Raw genomic sequence first — 19,473 nt, 5'->3', positions numbered from 1 at the left:
GAACACCTGTTTGCTATGCTAAAAATAGCTGCTTACGCTTATGGAATAAGCACGGAAGGCCTATCAGGCACTGATTCCGTCCGCCAGCCTCTGCAAGGCAGGCAGGCTCGGGAAGAAGCTGTACAGCGTGCCCTTGGTGGTGACAAACGGGGCGAAGCCGCTGAGCTGCGTGTCCGGCCCGGCGGGGTTGGGGATGCAGAACACACCGCCGCTGCCCTCGTGGTTGCCGATCATCGGGTCTTTGGCGGTGCTGGGGTTGGGCACGCCGAAGGGGTTTTTGTTGCCCCATTCGGCCAGCACGTGTTCAAACTGGTCTTCCAGGCTGGCGCAGAAGAACAGGCCCAGCAGGCCGCATTCCCCATCCTCGGTGTACGGAATGCCGCGGCGGATCAGCGGGCGTTTGCGCACCGGCACCACCTTGTCTTCGCGCGGGTTCATGCGGCGGATGTGCGCGCCGTAGGGGCAGCCCAGGCCGTGCGGGTCGTTTTGGAAGTCGAAGTTGTTCAGCCCGGCGCGGGTGGTGGGTTTGGGGCCCGCCACGGGCGCGGGGCTGACCACCTGGCCGTTGTCCCAGCGGCCCAGCAGCTTGGCGCGCACCGTGGCGGCGGGCAGCGGCTGGTTGTTCACAAAGGTATTGAAACGCTCCACGTCTTGCTTCATTTTGCGCAGGGCCGAGAAGCTGCCGTTGGCAAAAAACTGCCGCACCGATGCGGGCTCGGACGCGTTGAGCCAGGGGTTGTAGCCCTCGGCATTGCGGTGGCCCAGCAGGAACTCGCCCGCGGCGTGCAGCTTGGGGGGCACTTCCAGGGCGGCGTGTTTGTCGGTGAGGGTGTGCAGGCCGTCGATCAAGGGGTTGGTCAGGCCGTCCAGGTGGCCAAAGTGTTCGCGGCGCTGCTTCTTGTTGGTGCCCAGATGGGCTCCGTCGAAGGGCGTGTCCCAGCCCTGCAGGGCAAAGGCAGCGCCCGCCAGGTGTTTCAGCGTTTGGCCGCAAGTGTCCAAGGTGGTGGGGTCGTCGGCGTGCAGGGTCAAAAACACGTGGGCACTGCGGTGGCGGAAGGGCTCCTCCCACTGCGCGGCGGCGCTGGGGCCGGTGTCTGCCAGGCGGTGGGCGGCGCGCAGCGGCGGGCCTTCGGCAAAGGCGGGGGCCTGCTCTGCTACCAGGCGCAGGTAGCGTGTGGGCAGCTCCAGGACTTTCAGGCCTTCGTAGGTGAAGCCAAGGCCGGCGGGGCAGCGCTGCTGGGCGTGCAAGGCCTTGGCCTGTTGCCGGGCCTCATGGGCATCGACCACCCAGCCCTGGGCCAGCAGGGTGCGCAAGAACTGCCGGGCGGCGGCGGGCTGCTCGATATGGAGCAAAAAGTAGCGGCTGCGGTCGGTGTCGAAGCCGTTGGCCACCAGGTTCTGGATGTGGGAGCGCAGCGTCATGGGATGGACCGGGGTGGGGGAATGGTTTTGTCCACCGTTTGCAGCGGGTGCGCGCTGTAGAAGTAGCCGCCCACCGGGGGCTGGTTGAAGCGGCGGATGGTGTCCACGAATTCCTTGGGGAATTCGGCCACGGGGCGGGGCGAGGCGTGCTGGATGTGCTCCAGCAACTGGTCGAACAGCGGGCCGATCTGCACCGCAAAGTGCTCGATGTAGGCGTCGAAGTCGCCGTCGAACACGGTGTGCAGGGCCAGTTCGCTGTCGTTGTTTTGCAGGTTGAACCAGGCAAAGTGCACGTGGCGCGACTGGTCCAGGCGCAGCTGTATGCGCGGCGCGCCATAGGCGATGATTTTTTTCACCATCTCGGCGTGCAGCGACAGCGGGGTCTTGATGGGCATCACCACGTTCAGCGACTGCTGGATGAGCGCCTTGTCCACCGTGTACTGCAAGGGAAAGCTGTCGCAGTTGAAGCCCCAGCGCTTGACCAGCGGCTGCGGGTCTCCTGTGCGCGGATCCAGCACCCGGTCCAGGCCGGGTAGGCGCAGCACCTGCTGCACCACGTGGGTGACCAGGGGCAGGGCGAGGTGCTTGCCCAGGCACTGGTGCAGGTAGCGGGTGGCCGGGGTGATGTCAGGCGGGCCGCCGAAGATCAGCGGGTCGTCGCCCGTGGTGCCTGGGCGGAAGCGGTGCAGCGGCCCGCCTGCACTCTGGCGGGTGGCCGCGCCGATGGCCAGGATGACGATGTCGCCCTCCTTGATCTGTTTGTCTGGCAGGTCGCCCAACGGGTTGTCGCGCAGCGCCTTGCGCGGCAGAAAGGGCGCGGGCGGTTGCAGGCGCAGGGCTTCCATGACCATGTTTTGCAGCGTGGCGCTGTCGGTGGCCTGGGCGCTGGCCAGCAGCCCGAGCTCAAAAAACTGGCTGATGGCAATCGACACGCTGGCCTGCACATTACCCACGATGCCTGCGATAGAGCCCACCACAATGGCGGCCAGCTCGGTGCCGGAAAAACCGCCGGGGTTCTCGGCCAGGCCTTTCAGCACCGGCTTGAAGGTGGCCAGTACTGGGTTAAAAGCTTGCAGCTCTTCCAGTTCATCGGCGATGGTTTTTGCCTCGTCTACCTCGGCGCGGCCAATCGGGTTCTGGTACTGGTCGATGAGCTGCGCCACCCGTATCAGCAGCGCGCCCATGCCGGCAGAGGCCTCCAGCAGGGTGCCGGGCGAGGTCACGAAATGCCGGGCGTACATCTGGTAGCCCATGCCCGCGTAGGCCAGGCGCGTGGTGCGCTCCAGCAGCGCGATGTCGGACTGGGCAAAGCCAAACAAAAAGCCCACAAAGCGCAAAGCGGCCTGTTCGGCCAGCAGGGCCAGGTCGAAGTGGCGCGATTTGAGCGGCAGGGTGGAGGCGGCCAGATAGGCCACGCCGGAGAGTACACCGACGGTGCGCGGGTCAAATTTAAATGCCTCCCAGGCCAGGCTGCGCTGTTTCAGGTGCTCGTCGGTGGCGGGGGCCGGTTGGTCTTTGTCCAGCCCCAGCATGAAGGTGCCGCTGCCCAGCGCCAGGTAGGGCGCGTTGCTGAAGCGGGTGGTATCGGTCAGCGCCTGTTCAATGTGCGTGCGCTGCGTCAACAGGTGCACGGTTTGGTGGTATTGGGAGTTGCCGTCGTCGGTGGCGCGGAACTTGGTGTCGGCGCGGCTGGTGAAGCTCAGCACCTGGGGGGCGGCCAGCAGCTCCTGGTAGAGCTGGCTGCGCTGGGCGTTGTCGCTCAGGATGCTGAAGAGCCGGTGGTTGAGGAGGTCATCCTGGGGACCCGCGGTCAGGGCAGGGAGGTACGGGGCAGTCATGGTGGCTCCATCGGGTGGGCCAGCATGTCATTGTTTTCAAGCCGGTGTCGGCAGACTGCTGGCGTGCGTTTGGGGCTGCAGCAAAGCGCTGGCAACCTGCACGTCGCGAGTGTAGAAACCTTCTGTTACGCCGTCATACTCTATTTTGAGGATACGCTGGGCCTCGGCGTGGCGGCCCTGGGCCATCCACAGGCGGGCCAGGCTGGTGGCACTGCGCAGGGCGGCGGCGGTGTGCCGGTGGTGGTGGGCAAACTCCAGCGCACCCTGCAGCCACTCCTGGGCTTCCTCTTGCCGGTCCATGCCGCGCAGGCGGGCCGACTGCAGAATCAGCTCACCGGTCAGGCGGCGCACCTCGGCCTCGTGGTAGTGCTCGCGGGTGTGGCAGACCAGTTCAAAGGCTTCGGCCAGCAGCGCCAGGCCTTCGTCGGGCCGCCCGGCCAGGGCCAGGCCTTCGGCCTGCATGGCCAGGTACAGCGGGCGGGTGACGATGGCACCGGTGGCAATCCACTGGGCATAGGCCTGGCGCATCTCGGCCACCCCGGCTTCCGGGTCGCCCAGTTCGGCCACCAGGCGACCATGCAGCAGTTGGGCGTACGACAACCACATGGCAAAGCCACCTTCGGAGCAGATGTCGCGCGCGCGCGTGGCGCAGCCCAGCGCTTCGGCATGCTCGCCCCGGAACAGGTGCACCGAGGCGCAGAACGCATAGGCTTCGGCCATGCTGAATTTGTGGTCGAGTTGCTCGGCCATGGCCACCACCTTGCGCGCGCGCTCCAGGGCCTGATCGGCCAGGCCTATCTCCCACAGCGCCCAGGCCGAATAGCACAGGCACATCACGCCCGGGTCTTGCACCACGCGGGGCGGGTGCTGCAACTGGTTGTACAGGGCCAAACAGGCATCCAGGTGGGCCACGGTCTCCACAAATTCACCCTGGTGGAACAGGATGTTGCCCACCGCCCATTGCAGCTGGATCTTGCGCACCGGGTCGGCCGAGTCGGCCAGCACAGCGGCGGCCTGGCGGGCAATGACGTGGGCGCGGCCAAAGTCGGCGCGCATGAAGTGGTAGCCCTCCAGCCCGAGCAGGGTTTTCATCTGCGCGGCCTCGTCGCCCGCGCGCTGGCAGAGTTCGGCCGCGCGCTCGTAGGCGTGGCCCACCGGGTCGGCACCGTAGCCCTGGGTGGTAATGAGTTGCCCGGCCAGCATCAGCTGCAGGCGCAGCTCGGTGCGGTCGCGCTCCGACACCGGCGGCAGCCGCGCCAGCAGGGCCAGGCCGCTGCGCAGGTGGTTGATGGCCTCGACGTGGGCCCAGCGGCTGGCGGCGCGGCGGGCGGCGCGTTCCCAATATTCCAACGCCTGGGCATCGTTGCCCGACTGGGCAAAGTGGGTGGCCAGCAGCTCGGGCTGGCTTTGCGCGACCTCGGGGAACTGCTCGCGCACCACGTTGGCAATGGTGCGGTGCAGGCGCTTGCGGTCGCGCTCCCACAGCGACTCGTAGGCCGCGTCGCGCACCAGCGCGTGCTTGAAGAAATAGCGCGGGCTGGCGCTGTCGCCTTTTTCCACCACCAGCCCCGAGCGCACCAGCGCCGCCAGCTGGGCGTTCAGGTGGTTCAGCCCGATGGGCGAAGTTTCGTGGGACAGCACGGCTTGCAGCAGCGGCAGGGAGAATTCGCGCCCCATGGTGGCCCCCACCTGGGCCACCTGTTTGGCGCTGGCCAGCCGGTCCAGCCGGGCCATCAGCAAATCCTGGATGGTGGTGGGCACGGTGAAGCGGGCGGCCAGGGTGGCGTCCACGCTGTCGGGCTGCACGCCCAGGTCCATCAGCATGCGGGCCGATTCTTCGATGAACAGCGGCACGCCGTCGGCTTTGTCGGCCAGCAGTTGCACCATCTCGCCGGGTACGGTGTTGGGGCCGCAGGCGCTCAGGATCATGGCCCGGGTGGATGCGGCCGACAGGCCTTTGAGCGGCACTTCGAACACGGCAAAGCCGGGGTCGTGCGGCGGCGGCAGCTCGGAGCGCAGGGTCAGCACGACCAGCAGCGGGGCCTGGGTGCCCTCGGTGATCAGGCGGTGCACGCATTCGCGGGTGGACGGGTCGATCCACTGCAGGTCTTCCACCACCAGACATACCGGGCCGCTGCGGCTTTCATGGACCAGCCAGGCCACCAGCACATCCAGGGTGCGCTGGCGCTGTTTTTCTGCCGACAGCGGCAGGGGCGGCAGATGGCCTTCGGTGGGCAAGGACAGCAGCGTGGCCACCAGGGCCAAGTCGCTCTCGGGCAGGGTTTTCGGCATGCGGGCCCGGATGCGGGCCAGCTTGGCGTCGGTGCTGTCGTCTTCAAACAGGCGCAGGCGGCGGCGCAGCAGGTAGATCAGCGGATGGAAGGCGCTGTGGGCATGCTCGGGCGTGCAGCGGCATTCGATGGTGCGGTGGCCGCGCGCGCCCAGGGCGCGGCGGAATTCGCTGGTCAGGCGCGACTTGCCCATGCCCGCCTCGCCCGACACCAGTACCGTGCGCAAGCCGCTGGTTTGCACTGCCGACCAGTGCGATTCCATCAGTTGCAGCTCGCTGTCGCGGCCCACAAACGGCGTGCGCTGGGGGCTGGCATCACCCAGGAGGAGGGCATGCTCGCGCACTTCGCCCAGGACCTGGTAGGCACTGGTGGCCAGCGGGAAGCCTTTGAGCTGGGGCAGGTCGGTGAGCCGCTCGAAGATGAACTTGTCCTTGACGATCTGGCGGGTCGATTCGCTGGCCACCAGGGTGCCGGGGCGGGCGATCGACTGCAGGCGTGCGGCCAGGTGCAGCGACACGCCAATCGGCTGGCCCGCCTTGACCACCACATGCCCGGTGACCACGCCCACCCGCACCTGCACGCCCAGCTGGGCCACCGCCTGCAGTATCTCCAGCCCGGCCCGCAGCGCCCGGGCCACCGAATCCTCGTAGGCCAACGGCACGCCGAAGTAGCACATGATGCCGTCGTCGCCCTGCGGGTCGTCGGACACGCCGCCCCAGCGCGCCACGATGCCCGCGCAGGCGGCGTGGTAGCTGTCGAGCATGTCGCTGTAACGCTCGGCACCCCAGGCGCCCATCAGTTGGGTGGATTCCACCAGGTCGCAGAACATGGCGGTGACCTGGCGCAGGTTGTCGTCCAGCCCGGGCCGGTCGGCGCTGGGCCGCAATACCAGTGCGGCATCGCCATACAGCGCGGCAGCCGAGGGCGGTGCACCGGTATCGGCATGGCGGGCCTGGCGGACGGTTTCGCCCAGCGGCAGGCCCTGGGCCAGGCCTTGGTATATCCGGTGCATGAAGTCCAGATGGTCCGGCACCCTGCCGCGGCCGGGGTGCACCAGCACCGGCGCACCCCGGCGGCAGGCCATGTGCAGCCAGGGCGTGGGGGCCAGTGCCGAACTGGCCTGGTCAAATACCAGCAGCTGAGCCGTCCTGGATTGCCGGGCGATGTCGGTCCAGCCGGACAGGGCATCGGGGGCGGCCTCCTGGCTGGCCAGGGCGGATGCCATCGGGCCGATGCAGTGCACCACGTCGTGGTCGTCGGCCAGGCGCAGCAGGATGGCCCGGTCCAGCGCGTACGCGTGTTCCACCTCCATGTGGGTCAGCGTCAGGCCTTCGGTGGGCTGGATGCGGCTGGCCAGCTCGGCACCGTAGCTGCAGTGCGCCGGGGTGCTGTGCAGGCCTTGCAGCAGCAGCACGCGCAGGGTTTCACGGTGGCCCCCCAGGCGCACGCTGGGCGGCACGACGGCATCGCACAGGATGCGCCGCGTGGTCTGGAACTTTTCACCCAGGTAGTGGCTGCCGTCAAAGGCCAGTTCCCAGGGGATGTCGAGCAGGTTGTCACCCAGCTGCAGGCACAGGTCGCGCGGCGGGCTGCGTTTCAGGAACTGGTGGATCTTTTCGGGGAACAGCCGGGTGGTCAGGCGGGTTCCCAGCTCCACGGGGCTGTCCAGGGGCGGGGCCAGCAGGGTCTGCAGGCAGCCGCCAGGCAGCACCAGGCGATCGATGTGCCCGATGCCGCGCCCGTCGCTCAGGGCCATGGACAGCACCGCATCGTCCAGCAAGACCGTCAGGGTCAGCGACGGTGTGTCGGGGGGGGGCGCGAGCGGGTCCATGGGCCAGGGGGTGGTCAGAAGGACGCGGGCAGGCGTATCACCACATCGGACACCGGGTAAGCCACACAGGGCAGGATATAGCCCTCGGCCTTTTCTTCGGCGCTCAGGCCGGGCCAGGCAATGCGGTAGGCCACCTGGCCGCTGACCAGCTGGCAGATGCAGGTGCGGCAGGTGCCATTGCGGCAAGAGCTGGCCAGCAGCCGCCCCGCGTGCTCGGCCGACACCAGCAGGGGCAGGTCGGGCGGCGCACCAAAGTGCGACTCTTCGGGTGCGATCTGGGCTGTGTAACAGATATCGGACTTACTCTGCGCCCCTGTACCGCCCTTCGGGCTTACAGGGGGAACTTGCGTAAGTCCTGAGACGGTTTCGTATCGCATAGATAGCGCAGAGTTTAGTCGGAGGTCCAGGGGGTGCCAAGGCCGGGGCGTTTTGCGGCGACAATCCCGGTCCCCCAAATATTTTCGTGCCCAGGCCTTACTTCTCCATGACCAGTTCTATTACCGTCGATGTCCGCCCCGCTGTCTTGAAAGAGGCGCAGGCGATTGCCGACCTGCACGTCAGCGCCACCGCGTCCGCCTACCGGGGCCTGGTGCCCGACGAGCACCTCAACCTCATGCCCGCCGCTAAGCGCCTGGGCATGTGGCGCGATGCCATCGAATACGGCGACCCGCAAGTGCAGGTAGCTTTGGACGGCAACACCATCGTGGGTTTTGTCGGCTTTGACCGCTCGCGCGACAAAGGCACCAAGAACACCGTGGGCGAAATCTGGTCGATCTACGTGGCCGAGAGCCACTGGGACAAAGGCGTAGGCCTGGCCCTGTGGGATGCGGCCCGCGAAGCGCTGGTGGAAGAGGGTTGCACCACCGTCACCGTGTGGATTCCGCTGCGCAACGAGCGCGCGTTGCGCTTTTTTGACCTGGCCGGTTTCAAGCGCGAACTCAACACCGCCAAGACCGTGCCCATGGGCGACATCAAGATCGAAGAAATCCGCCTGAAACGCGCGCTGGACTGATTTGCTATGTCTTTAGTAGCTGCTCACGCTTATTAAATAAGCGCTAGCGGCCTAAAAAGCATATAAAAATATACCGAAAACGCCCTTACCACCTCGCAGGCAGGGGCTGCACCAGCACGATCTGGCGCTTGTCTACCTGCACGTAGCCGCCGTTTTCCAGGTCTTTCAAGATCCGGCTGACCATTTCGCGGCTGCAGCCGGTGCGGCTGGCGATTTCCTGGTGGGTGATGCGTTCGGTGATGCGCTGGGTGCCGTCCGGCTGGGGCGTGGCCAGGTTTTGCAGGCACTGGCTCAGGCGGCCATACACGTCTACAAAGGCCAGGTTGCGGGCGCTGTTGGTGGCCATGCGGGCACGGCGGATCACTTTAGCCAGCAGGTCCAGCGCAAATTCGGGGTGTTTTCCAATGAAACCCAGCAGGGTGGTGCGCGTCAGCAGCGTGCACACGGTGGACTCCAGCGTCACCACATTGGCCGAGCGGGGCCCGCCGTCCAGCGCCATTTCGCCAAAATAGTCGCCGGGGCCGATCACGCCGAAGGTGATCTCCTTGTCGAAGTCGTCGGTGCAATACACCTTGACCCGGCCCTCCACCACCACAAACAGCGTGTCGCCGGGGTCGGCCTCGTGGATCAGCACCGTGCCCTTGCGGTAGCGGCGGGTTTCGCCCAAAGGCACCAGCTCACGCAGCAGCAGGGGCTGGACCGGATCGTTGCAAAAAGCGTGGGTGAGGGTGTTGAGTGGAGACTGCATGGCATAGAGGGGCGCACGTCGCGCGCCCGCAGTCTATGCCATTCTCCCCACCGTCTTTACATTACCGGCAGATCTGCCGGGGATTTAATGCTGTACAGCGGCCATATGCCGGGCCATGGGCGGCAGGATGGATACGGTCTCCACCAGTTGGCGGATGGTGTCGCAGCGGGTTTTGATGCGGATGCTGCGCAACTGGCTGCGCACGGTAGAGATTTGCACCCCGTGGTGGGTGGCAATCTCGGTGGGCCGCATGCCGCTGCACACCGAGGCCAGCACATTGCTTTCGGCGCTGGTCAGGCCGCGCTCGCGGGCAAACAGCGCCATGGTCGAGCTGTCGCACAGTTGCTGTTTGGCAAACACCAGCAGGGCGTAGGGGGCCGCGCCAGGGGCGTTCAGCGGCACCAGGGCCACGCTGGTGGTGCAGTCTTCACCGCCCAGGCTGATCAGCGCCCGCACCCCGGTCTGGGCGCGCAACAGGGCGTGCTCCAGCTGCGGGGTGTCGGTGCGCAGCAGGGTGCTCAGCCGCCCGTCCGCCACGCACAGGCCGCTGCGCAGGCTGCCGGGGCCGTTCAGCCCGTCGTGCGCCAGGCGGTTGGCAAAACGGATCTGGCGCGTGGCCATGTGCACCAGTGCCAGGCCGTAGTCCATTTGCTCCAGCACGCACTGCATGAGGATCAAGGTGTCGGACGGCTCGGGTTCGTCGATGTAGTTGATGGCATCGGCGGCGAAAGAGGATGGGGCGATGTTCAGCATGGCGGTGTCCCGGGTGCCTGCTGGTCCTGCGATATGCAGGCTGAAACGAGAAGATACAAAAAAGAAAGCATTTGCAGCAAGGCTGTGCCAAGCATAGACATTTGGATTGATTTTGGGCTGGTATTCAGACCACTGGGTTTTGTGACGTATGCACCAAAAATGGGGTGGGGGCTGTGCTAGCCGTCATCCATTTTGAGGACGTTTTCCGGTGGGACTCCCCTAAACAGGGGATGTGCCGTCGGGGCTCTGGACCGAGTATGGGTGCGCCTCGTTGCACAACACCCTTACAGGAGTTCCCCCATGAAGATCCCCCTTAAATTGGCGCTCGGCAGTGCCGCTATTGCCGCCCTGGCGGCTTGTGGTAGCGGAGGTGGAGACACCGCTGCGGTGCCGCCGGTAGCCCCCGCCCCTACCACCACCGCCGTGGCGGTGACGGTGATGGACGGCCTGGTCCAGGGGGCCACCGTGTGCCTGGATGTGAACAGCAATGGGGCCTGCGACAGCGGTGAACCCAGCGGGCCGACCAATGCCCAGGGTGTCGCCAGCCTCACCGTGCCCAATGCCGATGTGGGCAAGTTCCCGGTGCTGGCTTTTGTGCCGGTGGGCGCAGTAGATGCCGACAGCGGGCCGGTCACCACGGCCTACACGCTCACGGCCCCTGCCGACCAAACGGCGGTCATCAGTCCGTTGACTACGCTGGTGCAGCTGGCGGTGGCCTCCACCGGTGTCAGCACGGCCGAAGCGGCGGCGCTGGTGCAAAGCCAGGCCGGTCTGGCGGCATCGCCTCTGGCCAATTACATCGCCGCCAACGACACGACCGCCGCCACAGCGGCACGTGTGCTGGTAGGGGTGATCCAGTCGCAAACCAGTGCGCTGGCGGCCACGCCCGATGCGACCCCGGCCGAAATCCAGAAAGCCATTATGGGCAATCTGGGCAATCTGCTGGCGCAGGCGGTTGCGGCGGGCAGCAGTACGGAGGTGGTGGATGCCTGCCAGGCCGACAAAACCACCGCGGGTTGCAAGTCGGCCATCGCCGCCGCCGTGACCACCTTGGTCGCCGACAGTGGCTTGACCAGCACCGACGTGGCGAGCGCGGTGGCCCTGGCCAAGCTGCCTGCCGAAGCCCCCGTTGCCACCACGCCGGTAGCCAGCTTCACGCTGGATTGGGTGAACGCGGGGGATGCCAACAACTGGTACACCCGTATCCTCACCTCGACCGCCGCCGAGGCCACGCCCGATGCCAATGGGCTCACCCGCTACCGCGCCATCCGCCACCTGCGGCAAGGCGGGGTGGATACCGAGTGGGTCACCAACAGCAACCCGCTGCGCCAGGGCGACCTGCACTGGAACGGTACGCAATGGGCTGGGTGCCCGCTGGGCACCATCAACACCAGCACGGTGCGCGATGCGCAGGGCCGCGGCAGCTACAACTACTGCGATAGCTACAGCCAGGGCACCACCCAGCGGGTCACCAGCGACATCAGCGGCAAAACCATGGATGACATCTTCACGTTGATCCAGCGCACCCGCACCGGCGGTATCAACTGGGGCGAAGCACCCGCCTGGTTTACCGGTGTGGTGACCGCATTTTTGGATGACGCAGTATTCCCCACCGGCTCCCGGTTGCACACCCAGTCTGACAGCACCACGGCGACGGCCATTGCCTATGACGTGCAGGTAGACAACCAGGTGACGGTATCGCCCGCAGCCGTGGTGGCTGGGGGCGGGGCCGGTGCGGCCTGCCAGTCGGACGACTCGGAAACCCATGCCGTGACGCTGGAAATCATGGTGGAGCGCAACACCGGCAACCCCTGCATCTACAACCCCAACGGCAGCTTTCTGGGCCAGGGGGGGGTGCGCTACTTCAGCGGCCAGCGCAACGAAGGTTGGGGTCGCACCACCACCAGCCTGGGCACGCTGGGCAATGCGCCAGTGGGGGCTGCCACGGCCACCGCCTACTACAACGGCAACACCCGCTTCCGTGTGGCTTTTGCCAGCGGCAATGTGGCGAAGTACTTTGCCTGCCAAGCCCGGGCCGATAACGACTCGGCACGCAACTGCAACCCCATCGGCACCGGCAGCTATGCCATCCGCACCCTGGGCGACGCGCGGGTGATGGAATTCAGCGGCCTGCCCGCGCAGATGGCGGCCCTGCCTTCCCAGCGGGTGTTTGTGGAGCGCGGTGGTGAGGTCTATTGGGGCTTCAAAGAAAAACTCGGCACCACCCAGGTGCTGCGCCTGAACGGCACCGCAGGCAACGCGGCGCTGAGCCAATTGGGCTTGCCTACCTTCACGCCCTGACCGACCCAGGCACAGCCTCCCGCCCCGCAGGTTCTGGCCTGGCGGGGCTTTTTACTTTTACTTACCGCTGGGCTGACAGCTCGCGCAGCGACTGCTCGTACCCGGCCAGCCAGCGCACTGCCGCTTCGCGTTGCCTAGGCGAGGTGCTGTTGTGCAGCAAGGCAATCGCCTGGCAGTCGTGCAGGGCCATGGCCTCGGCATAGGCGTGGTAGGCGGGCTGGGGCGAGTGCGTGAGGCGGTCCATCAGGCTGCGTACCGCGTTGCGGGTCGCCGTGGCCGTCACCGCGTCGCGCTGCAGCTGGCGCAGGGTCTGCAAGGTGTCGGTCTGGCGGCGCAGGCGTTCGGTCTGCACCTGTTGCGGGTCGAAGCGGGATTGCTCCACCTGCTGGCGGATCAGGGCTTTTTGCGCAGCATCCATGCGGCCATACACCATCTCGGCCCGGTCCAGGGCTTTGTCAAAGCGCTTCTGGTGCACCTCGGCGGGGGTCAAGGCCAGCCAGTCGCTGCGGTAGTTGGCATTGGTCTTGGCGTATTTGCGTTCCAGAACCGTGATTTGCGCGGGGGTCATGGTCTGTACCAGGTTGGTGGCGGCCGGTTCGGCACCCACCAGCAGGGCATCGATGTAGCCGCGCAACGTGGTACGCACGGCACAGACCTGCTCGGCATCCAGGTCGCGGGCCACCAGGGCCTGGGCCTGGCGCAGGGTCTGGGCGTAGTCGGGCAGGTCTTGCTGGCGGTTGCGCAACTGCAGTTGGCGCAGGTCTTCACGCACCTGTTGCGACTGGGCGGGTGTGAAGTCTACATACCCGTCCAGCCACCACGCGGCCAGGTCCACGCCGTTGTTGTAACCCAGCTGGATGCCGGTGCACGCCTGCAGCGCGCCGACCAGCAGCAACAGTCCCATAATTCGGGTCCATTTAACTAATAAGTTGCAAGCTATGGCAGAAGTCGATGTAGTCATCATGGCGGCGGGCAAAGGCACCCGCATGAAAAGCAAGTTGCCCAAAGTGTTGCACACGCTGGCCGGGCGCGCATTGTTGGCCCATGTGGTTGACACCGCCAGTAGCCTGTTGCCCCGCAATGTGGTGGTGATCACCGGACATGGTGCTACAGAAGTCGAAGCGGCTCTGCCAGGCTACATCTGCGACGGGGCCGAATTTTCTGTGAATTTTGCACGCCAGGAGCCGCAGCTGGGCACCGGCCACGCAGTACAGCAGGCGCTGCCTTTTCTACCCGACCATGACGGGCTGGATAAGGGCGTGGTGCTGGTGCTGTCGGGTGATGTGCCGCTGACTCGGGTGGATACCTTGCGCCAACTGGTGGCGGCCAGTGGCGGCGACAAGCTGGCCCTGTTGACGCTGGAACTGGCCGACTCCACCGGCTACGGGCGCATTGTGCGCAGCGGTGACGCAGTGCAGGCCATCGTCGAGCACAAGGACGCCTCCGAGGCCCAGCGCGCCATCCGTGAAATCTACAGCGGCATCATGGCCGCGCCCGCCGCCCACCTGCGCACCTGGCTGGCCCGGCTGGACAACCGCAATGCCCAGGCCGAGTACTACCTGACCGACATCGTCAAGATGGCCGTGGCCGACGGTGTGCCGGTGGTGGCCCACAAGATCACCGACGAGGTGCAGGTGGCCGGGGTCAACAGTCCCGTGCAACTGGCCGAACTGGAGCGCGCCTACCAGCGCCAGCAGGCCGTGGCCCTGATGGAGCAGGGTGTGCGCCTGGCCGACCCGGCGCGGCTGGACGTGCGCGGCAGCCTGGTCTGCGGGCAGGACGTGTCCATCGACGTGAACTGCGTGTTTGAAGGCGCGGTGGCGCTGGGCGAAGGCGTAAAGATTGGTGCCAACTGTGTCATTGCCAACGCCACCATCGCCGCCGGGGTGGTGATCCACCCCTTCACCCACATCGACGGCGAGCAAGCTGGCGTTAGCGTGGGCGCAGATGCCCGTATCGGCCCGTTCGCCCGCCTGCGCCCTGGCGCGGTGCTGGGGGCTGACGTGCATATCGGCAACTTTGTTGAAGTCAAAAATTCCACCCTGGGTACCGGTGCCAAGGCCAACCACCTGGCCTACCTGGGAGACGCTACCGTGGGCGCGCGCGTCAACTTTGGCGCGGGCAGCATCACCGCCAACTACGACGGGGTCAACAAGCACCGCACCGTGATTGGCGACGATGTGCACGTGGGCAGCAACTGCGTGCTGGTAGCGCCCATCACCCTGGGCGCGGGCGGCACGGTCGGTGGCGGCTCCACGCTGACCAAGGATGCCCCCGAGGGCGTGCTCAGCGTGGCCCGTGGCCGCCAGGTGGCCATCACCGGTTGGAGCCGCCCGCAGAAAAAGGCCCGGCCTTGAGCGATCTGCAGACCCGCCTGCAGCAGAGCGAGGCCCGCAATGCCGAATTGCAGGCCGAGCTAGAGCGCTTTGTGCGCAGCGTCTCACACGACCTGCGCGCTCCGCTGCGCCACATCACCGCCTACGCCCCGCTGGTGCGCGAGATGCTGGCTGAAGGCGAAGACCCCGTGCCCTGCCTGGACACCCTGGAGCAGTCGGCCCGCAGCATGGCCCGCATGGTGGACGCGCTGCTGGAGCTTTCCAACCTGGCGCGCATCCCCTTGCAGACCACCGCTGTGCCCATGGGCGAACTGGTGGTCGAGGCCCAGCGCGCGCTGGTGGCCGACACTGCCGGGCGCAGCATAGCCTGGCAATTGCCTGCCGACTGGCCCACGGTGCAGGGCGATGCCGCGCTGTTGCGACAGGTGTGGGAGCACGCACTGTCCAACGCCCTCAAGTTCACCCGGCCCCGGACCCAGGCGCAGATTACCCTGGGCTGGGAGCCTGCGCCGGAAGGCACCACCTTCTGGGTGCGTGACAACGGCGTGGGCTTCAACCCCGCGGCCAGCGCCGGCATGTTTGACTTGTTCCAGCGTCTGCATGCGGCATCGGCGTTCGATGGGGCGGGCATCGGCCTGGCCCTGGCGCGCCAGATCGTGCAACGCCACGGCGGCAGCATCAGCGCGCAGGGGACGGTGGACGGCGGCTGCACGCTGCGGTTTACCTTGCCGAAGCTTTAGCTGGTGATAATCCTTTGTATCAACCAGAGATCTGACCATGAAACACAAATTTCTTGCCATTGCGCTGCTGTCCGTCGCAGCCCTTGCGCACGCCGAAACCAGCCCCGCCAAAAAAGAGCTGCTCAACAAGATTGCGCAACTGCAACAGCCCAACCTGGACCTGACCGCCCGCCAGTGGGCCGAGCAATCCCTGGCCCCGCTGCTGCAGCAAGTCGGGGCGGCCATCCAGTTCCGGGTGGCCCCTGAAAACCGCGAAGCCCTGGGCAAGGACATCCAGGCCGAGGTCAAAAAATACCTGGACGACATTGGCCCCGTGCTGCGCGAACGCGCCAACAAGGCCGCGCCGGGCACGGTGGGTGCACTGCTGGATGCCAAGTTCAGCGAAGACGAATTGCGCCAACTCATCACCGTGATGGAGTCGCCGGTGTTGCGTAAATATTCGCAGCTCAACGGCGAGATGCAAAAAGCGCTGACCGACAAGGTCATGACCGACTCCAAGGCACAGCTTGAACCCAAGTTCAAAGCCCTGGGGCAGGCGGTGGAAAAGCGCCTGAACACCGCCATCCAGGCATCCGCCCCCGCCAAACCGGCCAGCAAGTAAGTGTTTTTTTAAAGGAAAGTGGCTGCTAGCCCACTATAGATGGGCGTGAGCAGCTATCATTTTTAAGCGGTAGCCGACTCCATCGCCACCGAACCCGCATACGCCAGGCCCGCCGCCACACTGCCAAAGCGGTCACCTGCCACCATGCGGACCTGCGGAAACAGGGCTTGCATGGCAGTTTGCAGTGGTGCCAGCGCCGACGAGCCGCCGGTCAGGTACACGGCATCGGGTTGCACCACCCCGGCCAGTTCCACACACTCCTGCGCGCACTGCACCACGCGGCCCAGCTGGGCTTGTAGCGCCTGGGCCAGGCCCGCGGGCGTGAGCTGGGCGCTGAGGTCGCGGGCGATGCAGTCCAGGTCGATGGTGGCGGCAGTGCCCGACAGCGAGCAGGCGATCTTGGCAGCCTCTACATTGGCCAGAATATGGTGGCCCACCCGCTCCTGCAGCACATGCAGCAGGCGCTGGTGCAAGGCGCGGTCGCTGTAGGCATCGCGCAGGTCCGCCGCGTGCGCCATGCTTTTGCGCGCGTAGGACTGGTGGATCAAATGCCAGGTGCTCAAATCAAAAAACACGCCCGACGGTACTTCGCGCCCACTCGGGCCCACATGGCCCAGGCCCAGCAGCGGCATGGCGTGGCGCAGGTTCAGCAACTGGTCAAAGTCGGTACCGCCAATGTGCACGCCGGTGGTGGCCAGAATGTCGGCGCTGCGGTCGCCCAGGGCCTGTCGGCCGGGGCCGACGCGCACCACGGTGAAGTCAGAGGTGCCGCCGCCAATGTCCACCACCAGCACGGTGGTGTCTTGCGTCACGCGGCGCTCAAAGTCGAAGGCTGCGGCGATGGGTTCCAGCTGGAACTGCACCTCGTCAAAGCCCGCCGTACGGGCCGCGTGCTCCAGCGTGGCCTGGGCCAGCGCATCGCGTTCGGGGTTGTCGTCCACAAAGTGCACCGGGCGGCCCAGCATGGCGTGTTGCACCGCGTGGCCCAGGTGCGCTTCCGAGCGTTTTTTCAGCTCTTTGAAGAACATGCCCAGGATGTCGGTAAAGCTGACCAGCTGGCCGTTGACCACGGTTTTTTCGTCCATCAGGCCGCTGCCCAGCAGGCTTTTGATGGAGCGCATCAGCCGCCCCTCGGTGCCCGCCAGGTAGGCCTGCATGGCGGCGCTGCCGTAGCTGGTGTGCTGGTCCTCGTGGGAAAAGAACAGGGCCGTCGGCAGCGTGGGCTTGCCCGCGTCCAGCGCAATCGTCTCCAGGCGACCATCGGCGCGCACCAGCGCGGCCACGGTGTTCGAGGTGCCGAAATCAATACCGAGCATCATCCCTGGCTCGCTCCCAATACCGATTGCAGAAACGCGCTGATGTCGGCCACCTCCTGCGGATGCACGCTGTGCGGCATGGGGTAGGTGTGCCATTGCACCGGGTGGTCCAGCGCCAGCAAGGCCTGGCGCGAGGCTTCGGCGCGGGCCAGGGGCACCACCGGGTCGGCCGTGCCGTGGGCCATATAGATAGGGGTTTGGAAGTTGGCCGGGTGCCGCTCGGTAGCCAGGGTGTTGGCCAGCGGCAAATAGCCCGACAAGGCCATGATGCCCGCCAGCCGTGCGCTGTGGCGCAGCCCGGTGTGTAGCGCCATGGCGCAGCCTTGCGAGAAACCGGCCAGCACGATGCGCTCGGGCGCAATACCCCTGGCGACTTCATGGGCGATCAGCGCCTCAATGGCGCGGGCCGAGGCGTGTATGCCGGTCGGGTCTTCCTGGCGCACCAGGTCGGCGTTTTTGATGTCGTACCAGGCGGGCATCACATAGCCATTATTGATGCTGACCGGCATGGTGGGCGCGTGGGGAAAGACAAAGCGGATGGCGGCGCAGCCGTCCAGGTCCAGCTCCGGCACGATGGCCGCGAAGTCGTCGCCGCTGGCGCCCAGTCCGTGCAGCCAGATGACGGCCGCGGTAGGGTGGGGCGCGCTTTCGATTTCGATGCGTTGCAAAAGCGGGGTGGTGGGGGTGGTCATGGTGGTCGAATCTGGGGTTTACCCTGAAATTGCGGGCTTGGGAGGAACGTGATTCTAAGGAGGTCGCGCCAACCCGGGCAAAATCGCCCGCATGCCGCCTATCCAAAGCCACCTGTTGCTCCTGTTGTATCTGGGTTTTTGCACCGGGGCCGGGGCTGCGCCCGAGATGCCGTCCAGCAAAGACATGCAGATCGTGCAGCGCATCGACAACGTGCTGGTGGGCGTGGACGCGGTGTCGCTGGAAGTCATCAGCCGCCGCCATGTGGCGGGCAGCTACTTCTTGATCAATCTGCGCCAGCCCAGCCCGGTGGCGGGCACGGCCGAGTTCGTGGCCGATTGCCAGGGCCCGCTGCGCCTGGCCACGCTGGCATCGAGTCTGCCGTCCGGCTCCATAAAGGCCGAGATCCCGTTGCTGCAGCGCCGCGCCACCGCGCTGGACATTGACAGCCTCATGTTCAAGCCGGTGCACATGCTCGATGGCAGCTGGATGGTGGCCGAGTTTGCCTGCCGCAGCACCAGCCAGCCCGGCCGCGCCCGCCAGATCGCGCTGGAGTTGCTGGAAAAAGGGGGGCCGCCGGACCAGCGTAGCCTGTGGTGCGACCTGCAGGCCGACGGCAGCACGCAGACCCGGCGCGGTGCTGAGGTACGGTACAGCGCCAGTGACGATGCAGTGGCGGTGCAGACGCAGTGGCTGAGTTCGGGATTTGTGAGCGACACCGAGGTGGTGTTTGGCAGCGGAGCCCAATGGATTGTGGACCGCCAGCCCAGCCGGGCGCGGCTGGTGGGGGCAGGTGGGGCGCTGCTGTTCAGCGGGGCATGCACCAGCGTGCAGCCCCGTCCGTGACGGATTTTTAAACGGCTTTGGCCTTGCGGCGGCGGGCCACGAGGCCCATGCTTCCCAGGGCACCCAATACCAGCGCCAGGCTGCCGGGTTCGGGTACTTTGTTCAGCACCAAGTAATCCTGGTAGGAGGCGTTTTCATAGGCGCTGACCTGGTACCAGTTGTTGGCTGTGGGCAGGCCGTTGAGCCAGCCCTGGGCCAGGGCTACCGTGCCGGTGGCGGCAGCGGTGATCTGGAAGTTGCCCGACGACAGGTCCAGCTTCAGGCTCGATGCGGTGCGCGCGGTTTCATTGACGATCTCCCAGACCGCGATTTGCAAGGCCGCCGTTTCCTGGGCGGTAATGGAGGTAACACCGTTCCAGGCATCGAATGCAGTGAACAAACGGCCCAGGTCGGAGGCTTTTTCGGCACCGAAGTGGGCGATGCCGCTGGCCAGGGTGTAGTTTTGGGCGCTCGAGGAGGCGTTTTGGAAGATGTCTACGCAGTAAGCGCGCAACACGCTGGTCACGCCGCCATCGTTCATGCCAAACAGCATTTCACCCGCACCGAAGGAGCCACTGGCAGCGGGCGCGCCGTTGGTAAAGCTGACCGCCTGGGAGCCTTGGACGTAGTTTTGGAACGTCAGGGCGGTGGCCTGGGCTGGGTTGGAGGCCGCAAGCCAGCCTACAGCGAGTGCACCGGCGATGCGGCTGGCCAGTTTGGTGCGGGAAAAAGCAGTGTTTTGCATAGCGTTTAAGGTCAAAGTATGGGC

At 66.0% G+C, this 19,473-nt stretch carries 16 protein-coding genes; 6 read left to right on the top strand and 10 right to left on the bottom strand.

Features of this window, described 5'->3' with window-relative positions:
- Window positions 1-63: 63 nt before the first annotated feature.
- The 4 genes from AC097O_RS13105 to AC097O_RS13090 are packed head-to-tail and all read right to left on the bottom strand — an operon-like array spanning window position 64 to window position 7,759.
- Entirely contained in the window at window positions 64-1,422 is a 1,359-nt protein-coding gene (locus tag AC097O_RS13105; RefSeq protein WP_479593249.1) for a Dyp-type peroxidase, read from the bottom strand.
- The gene (locus tag AC097O_RS13100; protein WP_479593248.1) at window positions 1,419-3,260 is read right to left on the bottom strand and encodes a cytochrome P450; all 1,842 of its coding nucleotides are present in this window, start codon (window positions 3,258-3,260) and stop codon (window positions 1,419-1,421) included. The genes AC097O_RS13105 and AC097O_RS13100 overlap by 4 nt, the downstream gene beginning before the upstream one ends.
- 36 nt (window positions 3,261-3,296) lie before the next feature.
- Window positions 3,297-7,382: an ATP-binding protein gene (locus AC097O_RS13095; protein ID WP_479593247.1), complete on the bottom strand. Its 4,086-nt coding sequence runs from the start codon at window positions 7,380-7,382 to the stop codon at window positions 3,297-3,299.
- 14 nt (window positions 7,383-7,396) lie between these two features.
- Complete coding sequence (locus AC097O_RS13090) at window positions 7,397-7,759, bottom strand: 2Fe-2S iron-sulfur cluster-binding protein (RefSeq protein WP_479593246.1); 363 nt, start codon at window positions 7,757-7,759, stop codon at window positions 7,397-7,399.
- Window positions 7,760-7,866: 107 nt separating this feature from the next.
- Here AC097O_RS13090 and AC097O_RS13085 point away from each other — a divergent pair, with 107 nt between their 5' ends.
- Window positions 7,867-8,394 carry an N-acetyltransferase family protein gene (locus tag AC097O_RS13085; RefSeq protein WP_479593245.1) on the top strand — a complete coding sequence of 176 codons (528 nt, stop codon included), beginning with the start codon at window positions 7,867-7,869 and terminating at the stop codon, window positions 8,392-8,394.
- A gap of 85 nt (window positions 8,395-8,479) precedes the next feature.
- On the opposite strand, the gene AC097O_RS13080 is transcribed toward AC097O_RS13085, so the two are convergent.
- Together AC097O_RS13080 and AC097O_RS13075 are read right to left on the bottom strand one after the other, a co-directional pair.
- Entirely contained in the window at window positions 8,480-9,142 is a 663-nt protein-coding gene (locus AC097O_RS13080) for a Crp/Fnr family transcriptional regulator (RefSeq protein WP_315182740.1), read from the bottom strand.
- Window positions 9,143-9,226: 84 nt separating this feature from the next.
- Window positions 9,227-9,895, bottom strand: a complete 669-nt coding sequence (locus AC097O_RS13075; protein ID WP_479589094.1) for a helix-turn-helix transcriptional regulator — start codon at window positions 9,893-9,895, stop codon at window positions 9,227-9,229.
- 300 nt (window positions 9,896-10,195) lie between these two features.
- On the opposite strand from AC097O_RS13075, the gene AC097O_RS13070 reads away from it, so the two are divergent.
- A complete protein-coding gene (locus AC097O_RS13070) occupies window positions 10,196-12,196 on the top strand; it encodes a hypothetical protein (RefSeq protein ID WP_479593244.1) in 2,001 nt (666 codons plus the stop codon).
- A 61-nt stretch (window positions 12,197-12,257) separates the two neighbouring features.
- On the opposite strand, the gene AC097O_RS13065 is transcribed toward AC097O_RS13070, so the two are convergent.
- A complete protein-coding gene (locus AC097O_RS13065) occupies window positions 12,258-13,100 on the bottom strand; it encodes a DUF6279 family lipoprotein (RefSeq protein WP_479593243.1) in 843 nt (280 codons plus the stop codon).
- A 34-nt stretch (window positions 13,101-13,134) separates the two neighbouring features.
- On the opposite strand from AC097O_RS13065, the gene glmU reads away from it, so the two are divergent.
- Genes glmU through AC097O_RS13050 form a run of 3 tightly spaced genes read left to right on the top strand, consistent with a single transcriptional unit; the run spans window position 13,135 to window position 15,873 of the window.
- Window positions 13,135-14,553, top strand: a complete 1,419-nt coding sequence (gene glmU, locus AC097O_RS13060; protein ID WP_479593242.1) for a bifunctional UDP-N-acetylglucosamine diphosphorylase/glucosamine-1-phosphate N-acetyltransferase GlmU — start codon at window positions 13,135-13,137, stop codon at window positions 14,551-14,553.
- Window positions 14,550-15,272, top strand: coding sequence for a sensor histidine kinase (locus AC097O_RS13055; protein WP_479593241.1), 723 nt, complete (start codon window positions 14,550-14,552; stop codon window positions 15,270-15,272). Before glmU ends, AC097O_RS13055 begins: the two co-directional genes overlap by 4 nt.
- Window positions 15,273-15,309: 37 nt before the next feature.
- Window positions 15,310-15,873, top strand: a complete 564-nt coding sequence (locus AC097O_RS13050; RefSeq protein WP_479593240.1) for a DUF2059 domain-containing protein — start codon at window positions 15,310-15,312, stop codon at window positions 15,871-15,873.
- A gap of 62 nt (window positions 15,874-15,935) precedes the next feature.
- Here the strand turns inward: AC097O_RS13050 and AC097O_RS13045 are convergent, their stop codons facing one another.
- Together AC097O_RS13045 and AC097O_RS13040 are read right to left on the bottom strand one after the other, a co-directional pair.
- Entirely contained in the window at window positions 15,936-17,192 is a 1,257-nt protein-coding gene (locus tag AC097O_RS13045) for an Hsp70 family protein (protein ID WP_479593239.1), read from the bottom strand.
- Window positions 17,189-17,881 carry an alpha/beta hydrolase gene (locus tag AC097O_RS13040; protein ID WP_479593238.1) on the bottom strand — a complete coding sequence of 231 codons (693 nt, stop codon included), beginning with the start codon at window positions 17,879-17,881 and terminating at the stop codon, window positions 17,189-17,191. The genes AC097O_RS13045 and AC097O_RS13040 overlap by 4 nt, the downstream gene beginning before the upstream one ends.
- A 91-nt stretch (window positions 17,882-17,972) precedes the next feature.
- Here AC097O_RS13040 and AC097O_RS13035 point away from each other — a divergent pair, with 91 nt between their 5' ends.
- Window positions 17,973-18,725 carry a hypothetical protein gene (locus AC097O_RS13035; protein ID WP_479593237.1) on the top strand — a complete coding sequence of 251 codons (753 nt, stop codon included), beginning with the start codon at window positions 17,973-17,975 and terminating at the stop codon, window positions 18,723-18,725.
- A gap of 7 nt (window positions 18,726-18,732) precedes the next feature.
- On the opposite strand, the gene AC097O_RS13030 is transcribed toward AC097O_RS13035, so the two are convergent.
- The gene (locus AC097O_RS13030) at window positions 18,733-19,449 is read right to left on the bottom strand and encodes a PEP-CTERM sorting domain-containing protein (protein ID WP_479593236.1); all 717 of its coding nucleotides are present in this window, start codon (window positions 19,447-19,449) and stop codon (window positions 18,733-18,735) included.
- Window positions 19,450-19,473: the final 24 nt, after the last annotated feature.

It is taken from the genome of Rhodoferax sp. LS1P39 (assembly GCF_056521425.1).
This window is presented reverse-complemented; position numbering and strand designations above follow the sequence as displayed.